Source organism: Neorhizobium descurainiae (genome assembly GCF_051400715.1).
GTDB lineage: Bacteria > Pseudomonadota > Alphaproteobacteria > Rhizobiales > Rhizobiaceae > Neorhizobium.
In genome coordinates, this window is the sequence record NZ_JBLFFK010000001.1 from 169050 (window position 1) to 187913 (window position 18864).

An 18864-nucleotide genomic window follows, 5' to 3' on the forward strand; every position below is an offset into this window, starting at 1 on the left:
TGAGCTCTCTGGGAGTTTTGAACATGCAGCAGACAATCATTCAGGCGGCGCGCGACGCTGCGGTGGTCGACCGATCCGATGTGGTCGTGGTCGGCGGCGGGCCAGCCGGCATTTCGGCGGCGGTTTCTGCCGCCCGCAACGGCGCCAAGGTGACCCTTCTGGAACGCTATCCCTATGTGGGCGGGCTTGCCGCCGGCGGCATGGTGCTGGTGCTCGACGACATGATCAACGGCCTGGAGATCACCGTGCAGGGCATCTGCATGGAGATGATCGAGCGGATGAAGAGATGGGATCTCTGCGTCACGCCGACCGGCCGCGACCGCGAGCTCGACATCCGCGAGACGCCGGAGGCCTGGCGGCGCTGGGCACGCTGGGGCCTGTTCGATTTCCACACGCAATCCATGCCGCACCCGATCTGCTTCTCGGCCGCCTTCGATCCGGACGGCTTCAAGCGGGCCTCCTACGACATCCTCTCCGAAGCGGGCGTGAAGCTGAGGACCCATAGCTGGTTCTCCTCCGCCATCATGGACGGCAAGACGATCAAGGGCGTCGTCTGCCAGACGAAGCCGGGACTGGAGGCGATCCTCGGCGACGTCGTGATCGACACGACCGGCGATCTCGACGTGGCGGCTTCGGCCGGCGCCTCGCATGCGGAATCGAACTTCATCCTGACCACCGTCTCCCGCTGGGGCGGGGTCGATACGGACGCTGCCGAGCGTTTCGAATTCGAGGAGCCGGAAGCCTTCAAGAAGCTCGATCACGAGGCCAAGCGCCTGATCGGCGGCTGCTGGTCCTTCTGGTGGCTGAAGACGCCGCTGCCGGGCGTGGTGTGGCTCAACTGCCCGCATATGCCGAACCTTTCCGGCCTCAAGACCGAGGACCTGACGAAGGCGGAGTTCGAGGGCCGCGCCCGCATCGGCAGGCTGCTCGATTTCGCCCGGGAAAAGATGCCGGGTTTCGAAAAGGCCTATGTGGTGGATTTCGCGCCACAGACCGGCGTGCGCCAGACCCGTCTCCTGGAAGGCGAGTATGTCGTGACCAAGGACGACGTGATGAACCGCATCCATTTTGCCGACACCGTCTGCCGCGGCCGCGACTATTACACGCCTTACCGGTCGATGCTGCCGCGGGAGGTGGGCCAGCTCATCGTCGCCGGCCGGCATTATTCGGCAACGCCGCAGGCGCAGAAATCGAGCCGCGAAATCCCGCCCTGCATGGCCATGGGCGAGGCGGCGGGCGTTGCCGCCGTCGTTGCGCTCAACGCGGGAACGACGGTCAGGAACGCCGATATCGCCAAGATCCGGAAGCAGATGCGGGCGCAGGGCGCCGATCCCGGTGACATTCCCTCCGAAAATGCAACATTCCTCGAGGCAGCAGAATGACTTTACTCCCACTCGACGGCATCCGCGTGATCGATTTCACGCAGGTCATGCTCGGCCCCTGCTGCACCCAGACGCTCGCCGACTACGGCGCGGAGGTCATCAAGATCGAGAAGAGCCGGATCGGCGATCTTTCGCGCTGGTCGCTCGGCTCCGATCCGGACGGGCTCAACAATCCCGTCTTCTGCTCGCTGAACCGCAACAAGAAGAGCCTGGCGCTCGACCTCAAGCTCGAGGAAGCGCGTGAGGCCGTGCTGACGCTGATCGAAGGCGCGGACGTGGTCGTCAACAATTTTCGGCCCGGCGTCATGGAGCGGATGGGCTTTGGCTACGAGGACCTGAAGACGGTCAACAAGCGGCTGATCTATGCCGTGGGCACCGGCTTCGGCCTGACCGGCCCCTACCAGCACAAGGGCGGCCAGGACATCCTGGCCCAGGCGCTTTCGGGCGTCATGCGGCGCAAGTCGGACGATACCCATCCGACCTCGATCTACGCGACGCCGCTTGCCGACTATTCCGCCGGCATGCATCTCGTCCAGGGCATCCTGCTGGCGCTGCTGCACCGGGAAAAGACTGGCGAAGGCCAGCAGGTTGCCGTCAGCCTCTATAATTCCATGCTGGCGATGCAGATGCAGGAGGGGGCCGCGCACATGATGCGCGGGAAGGATCTGAACTGGGGCGCCTTTCCGCTCACCGGCGTGTTCGACACGACGGACGGTGCGATCGTCATGGTCGGCGCCTTCAAGCAGAACCCGCTTCAGGACATCTGCAACGCGCTGGAGATCGAGGACCTCTCCCAGCAGCCGCGCTACAAGGATTTCGATGCGCAGATGGCGAACCGGCCGGAACTGCAGACGATCTTCCGCGAGAATTTTGCAAAGAACAGCACCGCGCATTGGCTGAAGCGGCTGGAGGAGGTGGACATCCTCTGCGCACCTGTCCGCAACCTCGCAGAGGCGCTGGAAGACGAGCAGACCATCATCAACAAGATGATCCTGGAGGCCGGCGAGACGGCGGCAGGCCCGATCCGGCTGATCGGCTCGCCGATCGACATGTCGGCGGCGCCGGTTTCGGTCCGCATCCCGCCGCCTCGGCTCGGCCAGCACAATGACGAGATCCTCGCTTCGCTGGAAGCCCGATCACTGGAAGCGACGCGGGGAGATGCGGCATGACCGTCGGGTTTTCCGTCGAGAACCGGGTGGCGCGCGTCACGCTCGACCGTCCGGAGCGGATGAATGCCGTGGACGCCGAGACCGAGCGGGAGCTCGAAGCCGTCTGGCTGGAGATCGAGGCCCGCGACGACATCAGTTGCGTGGTGCTGACCGGTGCGGGCCAGAAGGCCTTCTGCACCGGCGCCGATCTCAAGGGCAGCGGTACGAAGACGGGGCTGGAATACTGGGCGGAAAGCCGCCTCAACGGTTTTGGCGGGCTGGCCTTCCGCAAGTCGCTCGATGTGCCGGTGATTGCCCGCGTCAACGGCTATGCGCTCGGCGGCGGCTTCGAGATGGTGCTCGGCTGCGATATCGTGATCGCGGCGGATACGGCTAGGTTCGGCCTGCCGGAGGCCCGCGTCGGCCGCATGCCGCTTGACGGCGGCATGGTGCTGCTGCAGCGGAAGATCGCCCATAACCAGGCGATGGCGGTGATGCTGACCGGCCGGCAGTTCACCGCCGCGGAAATGCAGGGCTTCGGCATCGTCAACGAGACGGTGCCCCATGACGAACTCGACGCGGCCGTGGGCCGATGGGTGAGCGAGATCGTCGCCTGCGCTCCCCTTTCCCTGAAGGCGATCAAGCAGACGGTGAACCGCACCGGCCATCTGAGCCCCGCCGAAGCGCAAGGGTTGCGCACGCCGGCGCTCATCCGGGCGCTCCAGAGCGAAGATGCTGTCGAGGGCGTGACGGCTTTCCGCGAGAAGCGGGCACCCGTTTGGCGGGGTCGCTAAGCATGTTATGAATTTCAGGATATCGGGGACGTTCATGCACGCCAGCATCCTGAAATATTTCATAGAAGTCGCTCGCTCCGGTTCGATCCGAAAGGCGTCGGAGGAGCTGCACGTGGCGACTTCCGCCGTCAGCCGCCAGATCCGCAAGCTGGAGGACGAGCTCGGCATGCCGCTGTTCGAGCGCTTCTCCGACGGGCTGCGGCTGACCGCCGCCGGCAAGGTGGTGCTGAAGCATGCCAAGGAGACCATGCAGCACTACGAGATCATGAAATCCGATCTCGGCGACCTTCACGGCAAGCGGACGGGGCGCGTCCATATCGCCTGCCTCGACAGTCTCGCCGTGCAGTTCATGCCGGAATTCGTGGCTGCCTTCCATCAGAAGAACCCGGCCGTCGATTTCCGCATCCGGGCCGACAATTTCAACAACATCTTTCATTTCGTCGCCGACGGGGATTGCGACATCGGCATCACCTTCGATCTGGCGCGGCCGCATGACATCAAGCTCGTCCACGGCGTGCGCATGCCGCTCATGGCGATGGTCGCGCGCCATCATCCGCTCGCCCGGCAGAAGAGCGCGACATTGCAGGAATGCGCACAGTTCAATCTGCTGCTGCAGCTCGACAACGAGGTGATGAGCTCGATGATCGCCGTCGAACTCGCCTCGCTGGACCGCGTCGGGCGTACCTTTGTTGCCACGAACAACCAGATGATGCTGAAGCCGCTGATCCTTTCGGGGGAAGGGGTGGCCTTCTTCACGCCGCTCGGCCTGTTGAAGGAACTGAAGGCGGGCGACGTGGTGGCGCTGCCGATCGCCGGTTCCCGGCTGCAGAACATGGAAGTCGGCATCGTGGCGCCGCGCCAGAGGCAGCTCACCCATGCCACCGAGGCGGTGATCGAGGCCATGAGCGTCGATCTCGGGAAATTCGCCGAACAGATCGCGGAGGTCATCAAACGGTGACGGCAAAAGGGGATATACGCTTCCTGTCCCGGCCGGGTCACGAAAAGGCGATCCGCGGCGAGGCGGCGCTTGCGGCCCTGCCAGCAGCGGCGGCGGACTTTCCGCTTGTTTCCGGCGATCTGATCCTGCCGATGCCGGTCAACGCCCATGACCATGGCTACGGCATCCGGACGCTCGATTTCGGCAGTATCGACGATGCGCTGGAGGCCTGGATACCGACGATGCGGCTGAGGCCCCGCACCGATCCTTATCTGGAGGCGCTGGTGGCTTTCGCGCGGCTGGCCAAGACGGGAATCGGCGCGACGATCCATTGCCACAATTCGCTGAACGCGGCGCGGCTGGTGGACGAGGCTCTGCAGGTGATCCGCGCGGCGGGCGAAGTCGGCATTCGCGTCGGCCTTTCCTGCCCACTTCTGGATCACGACGCCTGGGCCTATGACGGCGGCCCGGAAAGGCTGAGGCCGTTCCTCAGCCCCGAAGACTGGGAAACGCTTTCGCCAGCCGCTCCACGCTATGCGCCGTTCCGGGAGCAGATGGCGGCAGTCGATGCAGTGGCCGCGGCAAACACCAATCCGTTGGTGGACGTTCAATATGGTCCGGTCGGGCCGCAATGGTGTTCCGATGCGCTGCTTGAGGCGATCGCCGAAGCATCCGCCGCAAACGGCCGCCGGATACACATGCATCTTCTCGAAAGCCCGCGGCAGCGGCTGTGGCTCGACCGCCGCTTCCCGCAAGGGATCGTCCGGCATCTCGACGATATCGGCTTCCTTTCGCCGCGGCTTGCCGTGGCGCATGGCGTGCAACTCCGGCCGGAGGAATACGAATTGCTGGCGGAGCGCGGCGTCCAGCTCGTCTCCAATCCCTCGGCAAACCTGCGTCTGCGCTCCGGCATCGCGCCTCTGGCGGATGCCGTCCAGAGCGGCCTTCGCTTCGGCATCGGCCTCGACGGCAGCGCCTTCGACGACGACCAGGACCTCTGGCGGGAAATGCGCCTTCTCTATTTCCTCCATGGCGGGCGCGGGCTGACGAGGGATTTCACCGCCGCGGCGATTTTCGATGCCGCGATCAAGACCGGCTCGGTCGTGGTCAATGCGCCACTGGATCAGGATTTCACGGTGGTGGATTACGCCGGCCTGACCGAGGACAGCCTTTTCGACGATCTCGACGAGGCGGAGGTGCTGCTGACGCGCATGTCGGCAACCCGCGCCAGAGGCCTCTATGTCGCCGGCCGTCCTGTCATGCGGGACGGCAAGCTTCTGACGGTCGATTTCGATGCGGCGCGAAGGGAGCTCGTGGCACAGGCGAAAGCCGACCTGCCGCGGCTGGCGGCGGAACGGGAGCGTTGCGGCAAGCTCATCGCCGCCACCCGGGCCTATTACGCGGGCTGGGCAAAAACCTAATGTGAGGGCGCTGCCGCCTTGGCGGGGACAGCGGCGACAGCCGGATGATCGGCGGCCCGCGTGCGGCTCTTGTCCCAGCCGCCGGGAGAGCCGAGGCCGGTGACCGCCGGCCCGAAATAATCCCTGTTCACCGGAATGAAGGTCTTCTGGGCCTCCGTGGCCTCCTCGTCATAGGCGATCGCATCGACGGGACAGATGGAAAGACAGAGCCCGCAATTGATGCATTCGTCCGGATGGATGTAGAACATCCGCCCGCCTTCGTAGATGCAATCGACAGGACAGGCCGCGGTGCAGGCGCCGTCCTTCACGTCGATGCAGGGTTCGGTAATGATATAGGCCATGGGGTCTCGATCCCGCAGGGAGTTTCCCGGCAATATCGCAAGCCCCGGCGTTGCCGGAAAGCGCTATATTTCGTCCGCGCCGTTCGAATTTCGGCAATCAGCCGCCTCTATCGGAGAGCCGCTTGACCCGACTACAGGGCGCAGGATAACCCTCGTCATTGCGTATTGGCGGGATATGCAGGCGATCGAGGACGACCCGCGCGCATTGCTGGAGGAGCTTGGGCATGAGCCAACCGATCCTGATCTGGGGCGCCGGCGCGATCGGCGGAACGCTTGGCGCCACCTTGATCCGGGCAGGCGAAGAAGTGATCTTCGTCGACAGTGCCAGGGAGCATGTGGACGCGATCAACGGGAAAGGCCTGAAGATCGTCGGGCCGATCTTCGAGGAGGTGGTGAGGGCGAAAGCCTGCCTGCCCGAGGAGCTCGAAGGCGAATATCAGCGCACCTTCCTCTGCGTCAAAGCCCATCACACCGAAGAGGCGGCCAAGGCGCTTGTCCGGCATCTCGCCGCTGACGGCTATGTCGTCTCGGCCCAGAACGGACTGAACGAGAGGGTGATCGCCCGCATTGCCGGCGACCACCGCGTAATCGGCTGCTTCGTCAATTTCGGCGCCGATTATCTGGAGCCGGGCGTCGTCCAGTATAGCGGCCGCGGCGCGGTCGTCATCGGCGAGCTGGACGGTCGGTTTACCGACCGCGCCGAAGATATCTATCAGCTGATGAGGCATCTCGAGCCGAAGGCGCTGATCACCAGCAACATATGGGGCTTTCTCTGGGGCAAGCTGATCTACGGCGCATTGCTGTTCGGCACGGCGCTCACCAATGACAGCATCGCGGACGTGCTCGACAATCCGGCCGCGCGGCCGGTCCTGCGCAAGCTCGCCCTGGAAGTGGCGACGGTCGCCGCGATCAACAATGTCAGGCCGGAAGCCTTCGACGGTTTCGATCCCGCGGCTTTCGGTCCGTTGGCGACGCCGGAACAGACGGACGCATCCTTCGACGAGATGGCGGCGCATAACCGCAAGTCGGCGAAATCCCATACCGGGGTCTGGCGGGATCTGACGATCCGCAAACGCCGGACGGAGGTCGATGCGCAGATGCTGCCGGTCGTGGAGATCGGCCGGGAATCGCGTGTGCCGACGCCTATGTGTGTCCGCCTCATCGAGATGATCCACGAGATCGAAGACGGCAAACGGCCGCTCGACCTTGCGAATATCGACGAGCTTGCAGGGGTCGCCGCCTAGATATAGGCGCGCAACAGTTCCGAAAGGCAGAGCATCGCCATGGCCTGACCATAGGGCATCGATGTCAGCTTGATGTTGCGATAATAGTCGAGCGTGTCGCCCATGGCCGTGCCGAAGGAGACCTGCTTCAGTTCGCCGTTCCGGTCGATATTGGCGACCACGGCCTTCACCGCACGTTCGGCGGTCTCGATGTATTCCGAAGGCAGGTAGCGTTTCCTTACCGCTTTCATCAGCCCGTATCCGAATCCCGCGGTGGCGGAAGCCTCAAGGTAGCTGCCGGGGTCGTCGAGCAGGGTATGCCAGAGACCTGATGGATGCTGGCAGGCCTTCAGAGCGGCCGCTTGCCGCTCAAGCGCCGAGAGCAGGTGGCGGCGGAGAGGATCTCCCTCCCGCAGATCGACAAGCTCGATGAATTCCGGGATGGCGACCGTGATCCAGGAATTGCCGCGCGCCCAGAGCGCGGACGCGAAATTATGATTGCCGTCAAAGGTCCAGCCGTGAAACCAGAGCCCCGATTTGCGGTCCGCCAGATATTGCGCATGAACGAGGAACTGGTACTTCGCTTCCTCCACATAGTCCGGCCGGTCGAGCACGAGACCGATCTTGGCGAGCGGCATGACGCTCATCATCAGGGTGTCGTCCCACATCTGCTGGTCGTTGAAGGAATTGTAGACGATGTGCTGGAAGCCGCCCTCCCTGGTGCGGGGCAGGCTGTGCATCACCCATTCCGCCCAGGTTTCGAGATAGGCCGCCCATGCCGGCGAGGGGTTTCGCTCGTAGAGGCAGGCAAGGGTGAGAAACGGCGCCACCGTATTGATATTCTTGGTGGGCGTGCCTTCCTTCAGGCGTGCGTCGAACCATCCGGTGATGATGTCCAGCGTCTGCGCGTCGCCGGTCAGCTGCCAGAATTTATAGAGCCCGTAGAGGCCTATGCCATGCGTCCATTCCCAGCCGGCCCAGCCCTTGGTGTCGATGACCCGTCCGTCGTCGAGGTGCAGAAGGAACTCGCCCGTCTCGTCCCGGATGTTGACGAGGTTGTCGGTCAGGCGCCTGATCAGAGCGGTGACTTCGTCGCGGGAAAGGAAACGCGCCGGCTGGCGAAGCTGGGGGTGCATGGGCATTTTTCCGGGAATGAGCCGCAGGTTCGATATTTCAGGGATGGCTTGTCGGTTGCGTGCCAGCCTCAACCCTCGCCATCGAGGCGGGCCGCAGCCGGGCGGATGGGATCGGAAACCCGTTCGATCAGCAGGGTCTTGTAGCGGCTGAGGCTTCCCTGCAGATGCGCCCTCATGGCTTCACGCGCTTCCGCAGGCTTGCCCGCGAAGATGGCATTGACGATCAGGCCGTGCTCTTCCTGCAGATGGCGGTTCGGCGGCAGCGCATCGGGATGGCGCCCGCCCTGAAGATCGCGGTCCATGATGATGCCCGGCTTGATGAGCCGGAGGAGTTCGGAGAAACGGCGGTTCTGGGTCGCCTCGGCGATCGCCAGGTGGAGCGCGAAATCGGCCTCTCGGGTCGAAAGGCCTTTTTCGAGATTGGCGCCGATCTTGCGGTGCAGTTCGAGGATCATCTCCAGTTGCGCCGGCGAACGGCGTGCCGCCGCCAGGGCGGCCGCCTCGGTTTCGCAGGCGGCGCGCAATTCCAGAAGCTCGATGACCGAGGAAATCCTCTCCAGGGAGAGGCCGCTGAAAGGCTGGCCGCGCTGCTCGGCATCGACCACGAAAACGCCCACGCCACGGCGCGCTTCGAGCATTCCCTCCGAGCGGAGGATGGCGACGGCCTCGCGAATGACCGCGCGGCTGACCGAATGAAGCCGGGTCAGTTCGTTCTCGCTCGGCAGCTTGTCGCCCGGCTTGACCGTTCCGCGCTCGATGTCGCGCCGCAATGCCGTGACGATCTGCCGGACAAGCGACTGGCCGACGAGATCGACCAGGTCGTTGTCGCTTTCCTGCTCAATCAAATCCCTCATCCGCTCTCCTTCGCTTCCTCGTAGCCTAGCTGACTGCGTGCGCCACTTGTCATACTGCAGATTGCTGTGTGAGCGCAATTGAAACATCACGAACCCATTCTTGTAGGTCCTAAATGGCCAAGCGGGCGCCAGTTTTCCCCAGCGGCAACAGCTTATCGGCTCTCTTCCAATCTTGACGCGCTCTTGCTGTTGGCTTAGCGTTGTCATATTACATCGGCAATGTAGTCTGATGTCTAGGCGATGTAGGCTGATTGCAATGCCTGCTCGACGATGGATTAGCCAGCCAGCCGGCAATTTGCGCGGGCCACGTGAGGGAGAAGTATGAAGATCATCGATGCCAGCGTCCGGACCTTCTGGTATACGACGCACGAGGAGCTCGACAGCGACGGGCATGCGCATCCGGGGCCGGCGCGCCGGGTGAAAAAATCCCTGCTGACGCTCACCTGCGAGGACGGCACGAAAGGCCACGCATTCGGCAGCCCCGAGCAGCTTCGGCCGCATCTGCTCGATCGCTTCATCCGTCCCGTCGTGCTGAACCAGGATGCGCTTGCGCGGGAAATGCTGTGGCAGGATCTTGCTCACTGGCAGCGCGGCAGCGGCGGGCAGCTCAGCGACCGGACCCTTGCGATCGTCGATTGCGCCCTCTGGGATCTCGCCGGGCATCTGCTCCGGGCTCCCGTCTACAAGATCATCGGCTCCTACCGGGACAAGGTGCCCGCCTACGGCTCGATCATGTGCGGCGACGAGCTGGAAGGCGGTCTCGCGACGCCCGAGGACTACGGCCGCTTTGCCGAAAAACTGGTCGCGCGCGGTTATCAGGCCATCAAGCTTCACACCTGGATGCCGCCGGTGAGCTGGTCGCCCAATATCGAAATGGACCTGAAGGCCTGCGCGGCCGTTCGCGAAGCCGTCGGGCCCAAGGTGCCGCTGATGCTGGACGCCTATCACTGGTATTCGCGCGAGGAGGCTTACGAGCTCGGCAAGGGCTTGGAGGCTCTCAACTTCGCCTGGATCGAGGAGGTGATGGACGAGCAGTCCATGTCGTCCTACGCGTGGCTCGCGGCGGAACTGAAAATCCCGGTCATCGGACCGGAATCCATGGGCGGCAAGTACAAGCACCGCGCCGAGTGGATCAAGGCCGGAGCCTGCGACATCCTGCGCACCGGCGTGGAGGATGTCGGCGGCATCACCCCGGCGCTCAAGACCATGCATCTGGCCGAGAGCTTCGGCATGAATTGCGAGGTGCACGGGCATGGAGCGGAAAACCTCGCGATCTCTGCGGCCACCAAGAACTGCCGCTGGTACGAGCGCGGCCTGCTCCATCCGTTCCTCGATTACGACGCGTGCCCCGAATATCTGAACTCCATTCCCGACCCCATGGACGCGGAGGGCTTCGTCTGGCTCTCGCAGGCGCCCGGCCTCGGGGAGGATATCAACTTCGAATATATCGACGCCAACCTGGCGGAATAGTCGGGCCGGTCGGCTCATATCCGGCGCAGGGGGAGGTCTGCTGCGCCTTACATCAACGGGAGGTAACATGAAACGACGCAGCCTGTTTCTCGGCGCTACCTGCGCGATCATCGCATTCACGTCCATGCACGGAGCAGCCTCGGCCGAAACGCCGGCCAACCAGCTCGTGATCGGCTTTTCGATGTCCAACGTGCTGACCCTCGATCCCGCGGGATCGTCGAGCAAGGAGAGGGTGCAGATACTCGCCAATCTCTACGACGGGCTGGTGGGCATCGACCCGGTTCAGCGGTCCAAGGTCGTTCCCGCTTTGGCGGAAAGCTGGGAAGTCGCCGCCGATCGCCGTTCGATCCGGTTCCAGTTGCGGCCGGACCTGCGCTTCGCCTCCGGAAACCCGGTGACTGCGGACGATGTCGTATGGTCGCTGGAGCGCGTCCTGAAGCTCAACCAGGCGCAGGCGACAAACCTTCGACTGCGCGGCTATACCGCCGAGAATGCAGCGCAGAGTTTCCGCGCGGTCGACGAAAAGACCGTCGAGATCGCCATCCTGCAGCCGATCGATCCGCAAATCGTCCTGATGACGCTCGCGATGGCCGGAACGGGAAGCGTGCTCGACAAGAAGGAAGTCCTCAGCCACGAGAAGGCAGGCGACCTGGGTGCGGCGTGGCTTACCACAAATTCCGCCGGTACCGGTGCCTTCACCATGCAGTCCCTGCGGCCGAACGAAATGGCGATCCTGGCCCGGAACGAGAATTACTGGGGTCCGGCGCCGGCCATGACCCGCGTCCTGATGCGCCATATTCCGGAGGCGCAGAGCCAGCGCCTGCTGATCGAGAAGGGCGATCTCGACATCGCCTATTCGCTCGGGGCTGCCGATCTCAAATCGCTTGAGAGCAACAAGGATGTCAAGGTCACGACGGCGACCGGCAACGGGCTCTATTATCTCGCGATGTCCCTGAAGAACGCGAACCTCGCGAAAGCCAAGGTTCGCGAGGCCATTCTGAAGCTCATCGACTACGACGGCCTGAACAAGACGGTGATGCCCTATTACGGCGTCAAGCATCTCAGTCCGATCCAGGTCGGCCTCGCGCAGCAGCCTTACGAACCCGAGATCAAGATGGATGTGGCGGCGGCCAAGGCATTGCTTGCGGAGGCGGGATATGCCGACGGTCTCGATTTGACGATCCGCACGCTCTCCGAGCCGCCGTTCGACAATCTGGCGGTGGCGCTGCAGAGCATGCTCGGCCAGGGCGGCATCAGGGCCAAGATCCTGACCGGCAGCGGCGAACAGGTCTACGGCCCGATGCGCGAACGGAACTTCGAATTGATCGTCGGCCGCAGCGGCGGCCAGATCTCCCATCCGGACGGCGACATGCGCAGCCTTGCCTACAATCCCGACAACAGGGATGAGGCGAAGCTGACCGGGCTTCAGGGCTGGCGCGTTTCCTTCAAGGACGACAAGCTGAACCAGAAAATCGAGGCCGCATTGCAGGAGCCGGATCCTGCAGCCCAGGCGAAGCTCTATCACGACATCGAGCAGCTTTACGCCGAAGGCATCCCGGCAATCCAGCCGATTTCGCAGGTCACCGACTCGGTCGCACAGCGGGCGGACATCGAAGGATTCCAGATCAGTCCCGTCTGGCAAACGAAGCTGGAAACCGTCCGCAAAAACCGCTGACGGCGATCGATCGTCGGACGGTAATCCGATCTGCCAAAGCCCGCCGCGGACCTTCGCGGCGGGCTTTCCGGCGTTGAAAACCAGGCAAAGGCTTGGGAACAACGAGCCGCGGCCGCGAAACCTCTCCTCAGCTCCTGCCGAATCCGCCTTGCTGCAAGAGAAGGCATGCCTCCGACACCTATGCGAGGCGAAAAATTTCAAAAGGTAATGAACGGCTTAGTGCCTTGGTCCGGCAAAAGCGCAGCAAAACCTCCGTCAGTGCAGTTGACAGAGATCGATTCTCGGCAAATCATATTCTCTATGGATACATCATATTCATATAGAATACAAGAAGAAAGTGGCGGCGTCCGCCCCCTCTCGACAGTGCTGAAGACCATGGCGGTGCTGGACGTGCTGGCGTCGAGCGCGCGCGGCATGAAGCTGCCGGAGGTTGCCGCCGCCATGGAACTGTCGCGGCCGACCGCCTATCAGCGCCTCTTGACGCTCATCGAGGCGGGCTGGGTCGAGCAGGATCAGGAGATGCGCTACCGGCTCTCGATGCATGCCTGCCGCATCGCGGCTTCGGCACTGGAACAGGCCAATCTCGGCACCCGCGTCCAGCCCGTCCTTGAAATGCTGGTCCACCGTGTGAAGGAAACCGCTTCGCTGGCGGTGCTCGATCGGGGGGTCCCCTGCATCGTCTCGCGTGTCGAATCCGAAAGCGTGCTGCGCGCGGAACAGAAGATCGGCACGACCATGTCGCTGGAAGGCTCCGCATCGGGTCGTATCCTCACCGCCTTCGCGGACGATCTGACGCTTGCGCGGCTGAAGGAAAGCGGCGAGCCGCTTGCTGCCGACGAACTTCTTCAGGAAGCGCGCGCCAACGGTTACGCGCTGTCGAGCGGCTACACCCATAGCGGCGTCATCGCGATCGCGGCGCCGATCTTCGATCTCAACGGCAAATGCACGTCGACCGTCTCGCTGGTCATGCCGGAGATGCGCTTCGATCTCGAAACCTTCCGCGAGCCGCTTCTCGATGCGGCGCGCACAATCACGAAAATGCAGCAGGGAGAACGTTGACGGTCATGACCGCGACTTCCGAACAGGCAGCGAAGCCGCTGCCACGACCGGGCCACAAGGTGATGGAGACCGCGCGGCTGGCGGCGATCCAGCCCAGCCGCCTGAGCGGCACACGGGCCTTCATGAACAAGATGATCCGCGAGCGCTGGGACATTTCCAACGTCCTGTTCGACGTGGATGGAAACGCCGAAGGCACGGTCGTCTATTCGATCAAGGCGCCGGATCAGGAATTCTCCTTCATCGGCTTTTCCCGGCCGCCGAGCCGCACCGCGCGCACAGGCCGCATCATCGGCCAGGCCTGGGACATGATGGGAGCCCTGATCGAGGGACCGGCGACGGAGGCGGAGATCGAAACCGCTAGGCGCGAGATCCCGAAGCTCTATACGGGCCGGGCGACCCCGAACACGCTGATCTGGTGCCGCTCCAACCGCTCGATGCGCGTCTTCGACCAGACGCTCGAAGCGCTCGCCGAAGGCCGGCAGCCTAACGTCGCCGATCTCGCCAAGGTCTGCTATCTGATGCGCAATACCGGGCTCGACGGTAACGGTACGTTCGGGACGCGCTCCTTCCCGTCCCTCGGCGCCCGGCATGCGCTCGGCGGCGTCCTGCAGGCGCAGCTTCTGACCGCCTATCTGATGCGGGAGTTCTCCTGCGATCTCGTGGAGCACTTGGCCGCCAAACGGTCCGACAAGGCGGTGCGGCTCGATCCGAAACTGCGCCGCTATATCGGCGTCGGCAACGGTTCCGCGCTCGGCCTGATCTTCTTCGTGCACAAGCATCCGCGGCTGATCGACGGCTTGATCGCGGCGCGCGAAAGCGCGATCGCCATGGCGCGCGGGCTGAAGCTGGAACCATCCGATTCACGCGTTGCAAGGCTGATCGAGCTGCTCGCTCAGGCGATCGTCTTCCGCAAAGAGGACCGGATGGTCTACGAAACCTTCGCCTCGAGCGCCGAGGTGGCCGCCGATCTCGAAAAGCTTGTCGAAGCGCTGGAGGAATTCCGCCGCAGCGGAACGGTGCTGGGCCGCAAGGCGGACCATCCGCTCGATATCCTGGCTTTCGAATTCGAGACGGAACTGGTCCCGGAAGCCTACGAGACCTTCCTGTCGCTGCTGATCGAACTCGTTCCGGAAGCGGCCGACCGCCTGCTGGAGGCGGTTCATGCGCCCGACGAATTCAATGTCTCGCCGGCGGAAACCGTGGAGAGCCTCGCAAACCTCATCGGCGAGGAATACCGGTGGGCGCTCGACACCGACATGTCGGGTCCCGACGCCTACAAATATGTCTGGTACAAATCGGAGACGGCGGAAGAACCCCGCCGCGGCGCGCGCGAAGAAGTTCCGGATGCGCTCGATCTCGGCCTGGACGTCTGCGGCGGCATCCAGGCGCTTCATGGCGATCTCGCCAAGGCTGCGCCCGCGCTCAGCGTCGCCCGTTTCCTGATGAAGCATCCGGAACATCGCTTCATGGTGGCGCGCGTCCAGAGTCTCCGGGGCCTCGGCTATCATACGCCGCGCGCCAACATCAACGCGGAAGCCTTCGTGCCGATCGATCTCGTGCGGCTGATGAATGTCGGCATCCACGGCATCGACAAGACCCGCGACTTCCTGAGCCGCAACCTGCGCGGCGTGCTCTATCACGGTGCCCCGACGCCGGACGATCTGCGCTCCGGCTACACCGGTACCTGGTACTACCCGGCGGAACCTGTTCTATGACCTCTTCGCATTCCAATACCTCCATGCGCGTGATGCCCCGTGAAATGCGGCTGATGTCCGAGCGCATATTTTCGCTCACCAACCTGCCGAAAGGCTTCGTCCTCGGGATCGGCGATTTCCCGATGTACTCGCAGAAGCTCGGGCTTGGCGGTTTCGCATTGTTCGAAGGACGTTTCGAAAGCCTCAAGTCCGCCGATCCGGCCCGTATTTCGATCACGGCCGAAAACGGCAGCCGGGTGATCCTCGATGCGGCAGGCGAACACGCGTGGTTCGTGGTGCCGGCGGCGATCGATCTTCTCGGCGAGCTCGCCCAGCGTTTCGGATCGGCGGAGCTTACGGTGGCCAACGCGGCGGATGCGGCGGAACTGGCGATCGCGGCCAGCCTCGGCGGCCGGACCGGACTTCAGATCACCGTAGCGGGCAACGTGCTCAAGGCGGTTCCGGCGGCGGTCACCGGTGATGTCCGCAAGGACGATCCGCTCCTCTGGTCGCTGCTGGAGAACGGCGCCGACATCGAGGCGGACCTGTGGTGGCGCATCTATCATCTCGCCAAGCAGGCGCTTGCGACCGACAGCGTCGTCTCTCGCCGCCATGCTGGCCCGATGATCATCAACGAGGACGGCACGATCATCGGCCGCAAGGACAATGATGACGAAACGGATGTGAGTTTCCTTGCATCGAAGCTTTCCGAACGTGAACAGGCCCAGCCTCAAAAAGAAAGTGCGAGATCATGATCATCGACGGTTTGCAATGCGGGCATTTCGATCGCGCAGCCTTTGAAACGCTGCTCAAGGGAACGGTCGGCGGCGTCGTCAATACCTGCGGCTTCTGGGAAGGCACGGTGGAATCCATGGATTCGATCGGCCGCTGGCGCGACCTCGTCCGCGAAAATTCCGACATTGCCGAGATCGCGCTGACGGCCGGCGACATCACCCGCATTTCCGATGCCGGAAAGCTTGCGATCATCATGGGCTTCCAGAACAGCAACCTGTTCGAAGGCCGCATCCGGTTCGTCGAGATGTTCGCCGAGCTCGGCGTACGCGTCGTGCAGCTCACCTACAACAACCAGAACGAACTTGGCGGCTCCTGCTACGAGGCCGAGGATTCTGGCCTTGCCCGCTTCGGCAGGGAAGTGGTGCGCGAGATGAATGCGGCCGGTATCCTGGTCGATTGCAGCCATGTCGGCGACCGCACGACGCTCGACGCCATCAAGGTTTCCGAAAAACCGATCGCCGTCACGCATGCCAACGCCCAGTCGCTTTTCATGCACAAGCGCAACAAGTCAGACGACGTCATCCGGGCGCTGAAGGATACCGGCGGCGTAATCGGCTGCGCGGCCTATCGCAACATCACGGGCGACGAGTTCTGTGCCTCGATCGAGGCCTGGTGCACGATGGTCGCCCGGACTGTCGATATCGCCGGCATCGATTCCGTCGCGATCGGCACCGACAAGAGCCACAATTTCACCGCCCCCGACTATGCCTGGATGCGCAAGGGCCGCTGGACGCGCGGCGAGGACTACGGCGCGAGCGCCGCAGGCAAGCCGCTGAAGGCGGCACCACCGGAATGGTTCCAGAAGGTCGAGGACATCAAAGTGATCCCGGACGGCCTGCGCGCCGTGGGCTTCTCGGAACAGGAAGTCGCGAAGATCACCCACGGAAACTGGCTCCGGCTCTACGAAGCCACCTTCAGAAAATCATAAAGAGGAGAACTGACCATGACCGGAATGAAGACTTTTCTCATGCCCAGCCGCCGACGCTTCCTGAAGACTGCCGGTGCCGCCGTCACGGCCTCGCTTGCTGCGCCCTATATCGTTCGCGCTCAGGAGAAGATCCTGTACGTGAACACCTGGGGCGGTCCGTGGGAGGCCGCCGCCAAGGCCAATCTCATCGATCCGTTCACCGCCGAAACGGGCATCCAGGTGAAGACCGTTTCTCCGGTTTCCTTCGCCAAGCTCGCCCAGCAGGTGAAGACGGGCACCTATGAATTCGACGTCACCACGCTCGGCGGCGGCGAACTGGTGCGCGCCAACCAGGCCGGCATCATCGAGGAGCTCGAGGCGCCTTACGAAGGCGGCCTTTTCGAGAACGGCGTCGCATCGCACGCTTTTGCGACCGTCCTCGCCTGGCGTACCGACAAATACAAGGAAGCCCCGAAGACCTGGGCGGACTTCTGGAATGTCGAGAAATTCCCGGGCGGCCGTTCGCTGCAGCGCTATGCCTCGCGCGTCATCCCGATCGCGCTTCTGGCCGATGGCGTCGCGGTGAAGGACCTCTATCCGCTCGACGTGGACCGCGCCTTCGAGGCGCTCGACAGGATCAAGCCGCATGTCCGCGTCTGGTGGACGGCGGGCGCCCAGTCGACGCAGATCCTGCGCGACGGCGAGATCGACATGATCGGCATCTGGCACGGCCGTTACTTCGAGGCCGAGAAGGCGGGTGCGCCGGTCGCCATGACCTGGAACCAGGGCGAAATCGAGCGCGCCTACTGGGTCGTCGCCAAGGACACGCCGAATCTGGAAAACGCCAAGAAGTTCATCGAGTTCGCCACCAGCGCCAAGCCGCTCGCCGGCTTTGCCAAGGCTGCCGACTACGGCGCGCTGAACCCGGCTTCGAACGAGTTCGTCAGCGCCGAAGACGCCAAGCGCATGCCGACTTCGCCGGAAAACTATCCGCTCACCTTCGAGCAGGACATGGCGAACTTCGGCATCGACCCGGCAGAGCTTGCCGAACGCTTCGAAGAGTGGGTCGCAAGCTGATCCGCTTCCGCGGACCGATCCGATCCGTAGACCGTCATCGCGGGCGAGGCCCCGCGATGACGCATCGACCTTGCCAACCATAAAAAGGGGAGCGGCAATGGGCATAAGCCTTTCAAAATTGGCGGAAAAGACGAACCTTTGGCCCTGGCTTCTGCTGGCGCCGCTGGGCATCTACATGCTCATCTTTTTCGTCGTGCCGCTCGCCGACGTGGCGATCATGAGCTTCACGGAACCGCGCGTGTCGCTCGCGAACTACGAGCGGGTGCTGACCGGAGCGCTCTATCAACGCGTCTTCGTCAACACCTTCCTGACCGCCGCTTTCGTGACCCTCTGCTGCCTCGCGGTCGGCTACCCGCTCGCCTATCTGATGGCGCATTCCAAGCCGCGTACCGCGATGCTGATCCTGCTGCTCGTGACCATGAGCTTCTGGACGAGCTTCCTGGTGCGCACCTATTCCTGGATGGTGCTGCTCGGCAACAACGGCCCGCTGATCGCCTTCCTGCAGATGATCGGCATCGAGCAGCCGCCGCAGCTTCTCTTCACCCGTTTTTCCTCGACGCTTGCCATGGTGCACATCCTGGCGCCCTACATGATCATGAACATCTATTCCGTCATGAAGAAGATCGATCCGGTGCTGATCCGCTCGGCGGAAAGCCTCGGCGCCAAGGGCTGGTCGCTGTTCCGGCACGTCTATCTGCCGCTGACTGCGCCCGGCATCGCCAACGGATCGGTGCTCGTCTTCGTCATCTGCCTCGGCTTCTACGTGACGCCGGTCCTGCTCGGCAGCCCGCGCGAGCAGATGATCGCCGGCCTCATCGGCCACCAGATCGACGAGTTCCTGGCGTTCGGCATGGGTTCGGCGATGGCGATGGTGCTCTTGGTCGTCACGCTCATCATCCTCACCATCTATCACCGCCGCTTCGGCCTCGACAAACTCTGGGGTTGACCGAT

General features: G+C 63.4%; 17 protein-coding genes. 14 read left to right on the forward strand and 3 right to left on the reverse strand.

Annotated features, from left to right (window positions below; genetic code table 11):
- Nucleotides 1-23 precede the first annotated feature (23 nt).
- Genes ACMGE0_RS00810 through ACMGE0_RS00830 form a run of 5 tightly spaced genes read left to right on the forward strand, consistent with a single transcriptional unit; the run spans nucleotide 24 to nucleotide 5682 of the window.
- On the forward strand, nucleotides 24-1382 hold the full coding sequence (locus tag ACMGE0_RS00810) for an FAD-dependent oxidoreductase (RefSeq protein ID WP_436813961.1): 1359 nt from the start codon (nucleotides 24-26) through the stop codon (nucleotides 1380-1382).
- Entirely contained in the window at nucleotides 1379-2551 is a 1173-nt protein-coding gene (locus ACMGE0_RS00815; RefSeq protein WP_436813962.1) for a CaiB/BaiF CoA transferase family protein, read from the forward strand. Before ACMGE0_RS00810 ends, ACMGE0_RS00815 begins: the two co-directional genes overlap by 4 nt.
- Nucleotides 2548-3324 (forward strand): enoyl-CoA hydratase-related protein, encoded by a 777-nt coding sequence (locus ACMGE0_RS00820; protein WP_436813963.1) that lies wholly within the window; start codon nucleotides 2548-2550, stop codon nucleotides 3322-3324. Before ACMGE0_RS00815 ends, ACMGE0_RS00820 begins: the two co-directional genes overlap by 4 nt.
- Nucleotides 3325-3358: 34 nt before the next feature.
- Entirely contained in the window at nucleotides 3359-4282 is a 924-nt protein-coding gene (locus tag ACMGE0_RS00825) for a LysR family transcriptional regulator (protein WP_436813964.1), read from the forward strand.
- On the forward strand, nucleotides 4279-5682 hold the full coding sequence (locus tag ACMGE0_RS00830) for an amidohydrolase family protein (protein WP_436813965.1): 1404 nt from the start codon (nucleotides 4279-4281) through the stop codon (nucleotides 5680-5682). The genes ACMGE0_RS00825 and ACMGE0_RS00830 overlap by 4 nt, the downstream gene beginning before the upstream one ends.
- Here the strand turns inward: ACMGE0_RS00830 and fdxA are convergent.
- Nucleotides 5679-6023 (reverse strand): ferredoxin, encoded by a 345-nt coding sequence (gene fdxA, locus ACMGE0_RS00835; RefSeq protein WP_436813966.1) that lies wholly within the window; start codon nucleotides 6021-6023, stop codon nucleotides 5679-5681. The two genes, ACMGE0_RS00830 and fdxA, sit on opposite strands and share 4 nt — an antisense overlap.
- A 224-nt stretch (nucleotides 6024-6247) precedes the next feature.
- Here fdxA and ACMGE0_RS00840 point away from each other — a divergent pair, with 224 nt between their 5' ends.
- Nucleotides 6248-7267 (forward strand): ketopantoate reductase family protein, encoded by a 1020-nt coding sequence (locus ACMGE0_RS00840; RefSeq protein ID WP_436813967.1) that lies wholly within the window; start codon nucleotides 6248-6250, stop codon nucleotides 7265-7267.
- Here the strand turns inward: ACMGE0_RS00840 and bglB are convergent.
- Both bglB and ACMGE0_RS00850 read right to left on the reverse strand, forming a co-directional pair.
- On the reverse strand, nucleotides 7264-8382 hold the full coding sequence (bglB, locus tag ACMGE0_RS00845) for a beta-galactosidase BglB (RefSeq protein WP_436813968.1): 1119 nt from the start codon (nucleotides 8380-8382) through the stop codon (nucleotides 7264-7266). The genes ACMGE0_RS00840 and bglB overlap by 4 nt on opposite strands.
- A gap of 68 nt (nucleotides 8383-8450) precedes the next feature.
- The gene (locus ACMGE0_RS00850; RefSeq protein ID WP_436813969.1) at nucleotides 8451-9236 is read right to left on the reverse strand and encodes a FadR/GntR family transcriptional regulator; all 786 of its coding nucleotides are present in this window, start codon (nucleotides 9234-9236) and stop codon (nucleotides 8451-8453) included.
- 321 nt (nucleotides 9237-9557) lie between these two features.
- Between ACMGE0_RS00850 and ACMGE0_RS00855 the strand changes: the two genes are divergently transcribed.
- The 8 genes from ACMGE0_RS00855 to ACMGE0_RS00890 all read left to right on the forward strand — a co-directional run bounded on the left by ACMGE0_RS00855 (nucleotide 9558) and on the right by ACMGE0_RS00890 (nucleotide 18859).
- Nucleotides 9558-10706: a mandelate racemase family protein gene (locus tag ACMGE0_RS00855; protein ID WP_436813970.1), complete on the forward strand. Its 1149-nt coding sequence runs from the start codon at nucleotides 9558-9560 to the stop codon at nucleotides 10704-10706.
- A 67-nt stretch (nucleotides 10707-10773) separates the two neighbouring features.
- A complete protein-coding gene (locus ACMGE0_RS00860) occupies nucleotides 10774-12381 on the forward strand; it encodes an ABC transporter substrate-binding protein (protein WP_436813971.1) in 1608 nt (535 codons plus the stop codon).
- 300 nt (nucleotides 12382-12681) lie between these two features.
- Complete coding sequence (locus ACMGE0_RS00865; RefSeq protein ID WP_436813972.1) at nucleotides 12682-13440, forward strand: IclR family transcriptional regulator; 759 nt, start codon at nucleotides 12682-12684, stop codon at nucleotides 13438-13440.
- Between the two features lie 5 nt (nucleotides 13441-13445).
- Nucleotides 13446-15155: a hypothetical protein gene (locus ACMGE0_RS00870; protein WP_436813973.1), complete on the forward strand. Its 1710-nt coding sequence runs from the start codon at nucleotides 13446-13448 to the stop codon at nucleotides 15153-15155.
- Nucleotides 15152-15889, forward strand: a complete 738-nt coding sequence (locus tag ACMGE0_RS00875) for a hypothetical protein (RefSeq protein ID WP_436813974.1) — start codon at nucleotides 15152-15154, stop codon at nucleotides 15887-15889. Before ACMGE0_RS00870 ends, ACMGE0_RS00875 begins: the two co-directional genes overlap by 4 nt.
- Nucleotides 15886-16857, forward strand: a complete 972-nt coding sequence (locus tag ACMGE0_RS00880) for a dipeptidase (protein ID WP_436813975.1) — start codon at nucleotides 15886-15888, stop codon at nucleotides 16855-16857. The genes ACMGE0_RS00875 and ACMGE0_RS00880 overlap by 4 nt, the downstream gene beginning before the upstream one ends.
- A gap of 15 nt (nucleotides 16858-16872) precedes the next feature.
- On the forward strand, nucleotides 16873-17913 hold the full coding sequence (locus ACMGE0_RS00885) for an ABC transporter substrate-binding protein (protein ID WP_436813976.1): 1041 nt from the start codon (nucleotides 16873-16875) through the stop codon (nucleotides 17911-17913).
- A 97-nt stretch (nucleotides 17914-18010) separates the two neighbouring features.
- Nucleotides 18011-18859 (forward strand): ABC transporter permease, encoded by an 849-nt coding sequence (locus ACMGE0_RS00890; protein WP_436813977.1) that lies wholly within the window; start codon nucleotides 18011-18013, stop codon nucleotides 18857-18859.
- Nucleotides 18860-18864 lie beyond the last annotated feature (5 nt).

Excerpts from the sequence above, each read along its gene's own strand:
- ACMGE0_RS00810 (WP_436813961.1), top strand. The coding sequence starts at position 24 with ATGCAGCAGACAATCATTCAGGCGGCGCGCGACGCTGCGGTGGTCGAC.
- ACMGE0_RS00815 (WP_436813962.1), top strand. The coding sequence starts at position 1,379 with ATGACTTTACTCCCACTCGACGGCATCCGCGTGATCGATTTCACGCAG.
- ACMGE0_RS00820 (WP_436813963.1), top strand. The coding sequence starts at position 2,548 with ATGACCGTCGGGTTTTCCGTCGAGAACCGGGTGGCGCGCGTCACGCTC.
- ACMGE0_RS00825 (WP_436813964.1), top strand. The coding sequence starts at position 3,359 with ATGCACGCCAGCATCCTGAAATATTTCATAGAAGTCGCTCGCTCCGGT.
- fdxA (WP_436813966.1), bottom strand. The coding sequence starts at position 6,023 with ATGGCCTATATCATTACCGAACCCTGCATCGACGTGAAGGACGGCGCC.
- ACMGE0_RS00840 (WP_436813967.1), top strand. The coding sequence starts at position 6,248 with ATGAGCCAACCGATCCTGATCTGGGGCGCCGGCGCGATCGGCGGAACG.
- bglB (WP_436813968.1), bottom strand. The coding sequence starts at position 8,382 with ATGCACCCCCAGCTTCGCCAGCCGGCGCGTTTCCTTTCCCGCGACGAA.
- ACMGE0_RS00850 (WP_436813969.1), bottom strand. The coding sequence starts at position 9,236 with ATGAGGGATTTGATTGAGCAGGAAAGCGACAACGACCTGGTCGATCTC.
- ACMGE0_RS00855 (WP_436813970.1), top strand. The coding sequence starts at position 9,558 with ATGAAGATCATCGATGCCAGCGTCCGGACCTTCTGGTATACGACGCAC.
- ACMGE0_RS00860 (WP_436813971.1), top strand. The coding sequence starts at position 10,774 with ATGAAACGACGCAGCCTGTTTCTCGGCGCTACCTGCGCGATCATCGCA.
- ACMGE0_RS00865 (WP_436813972.1), top strand. The coding sequence starts at position 12,682 with ATGGATACATCATATTCATATAGAATACAAGAAGAAAGTGGCGGCGTC.
- ACMGE0_RS00870 (WP_436813973.1), top strand. The coding sequence starts at position 13,446 with ATGACCGCGACTTCCGAACAGGCAGCGAAGCCGCTGCCACGACCGGGC.
- ACMGE0_RS00875 (WP_436813974.1), top strand. The coding sequence starts at position 15,152 with ATGACCTCTTCGCATTCCAATACCTCCATGCGCGTGATGCCCCGTGAA.
- ACMGE0_RS00880 (WP_436813975.1), top strand. The coding sequence starts at position 15,886 with ATGATCATCGACGGTTTGCAATGCGGGCATTTCGATCGCGCAGCCTTT.
- ACMGE0_RS00885 (WP_436813976.1), top strand. The coding sequence starts at position 16,873 with ATGACCGGAATGAAGACTTTTCTCATGCCCAGCCGCCGACGCTTCCTG.
- ACMGE0_RS00890 (WP_436813977.1), top strand. The coding sequence starts at position 18,011 with ATGGGCATAAGCCTTTCAAAATTGGCGGAAAAGACGAACCTTTGGCCC.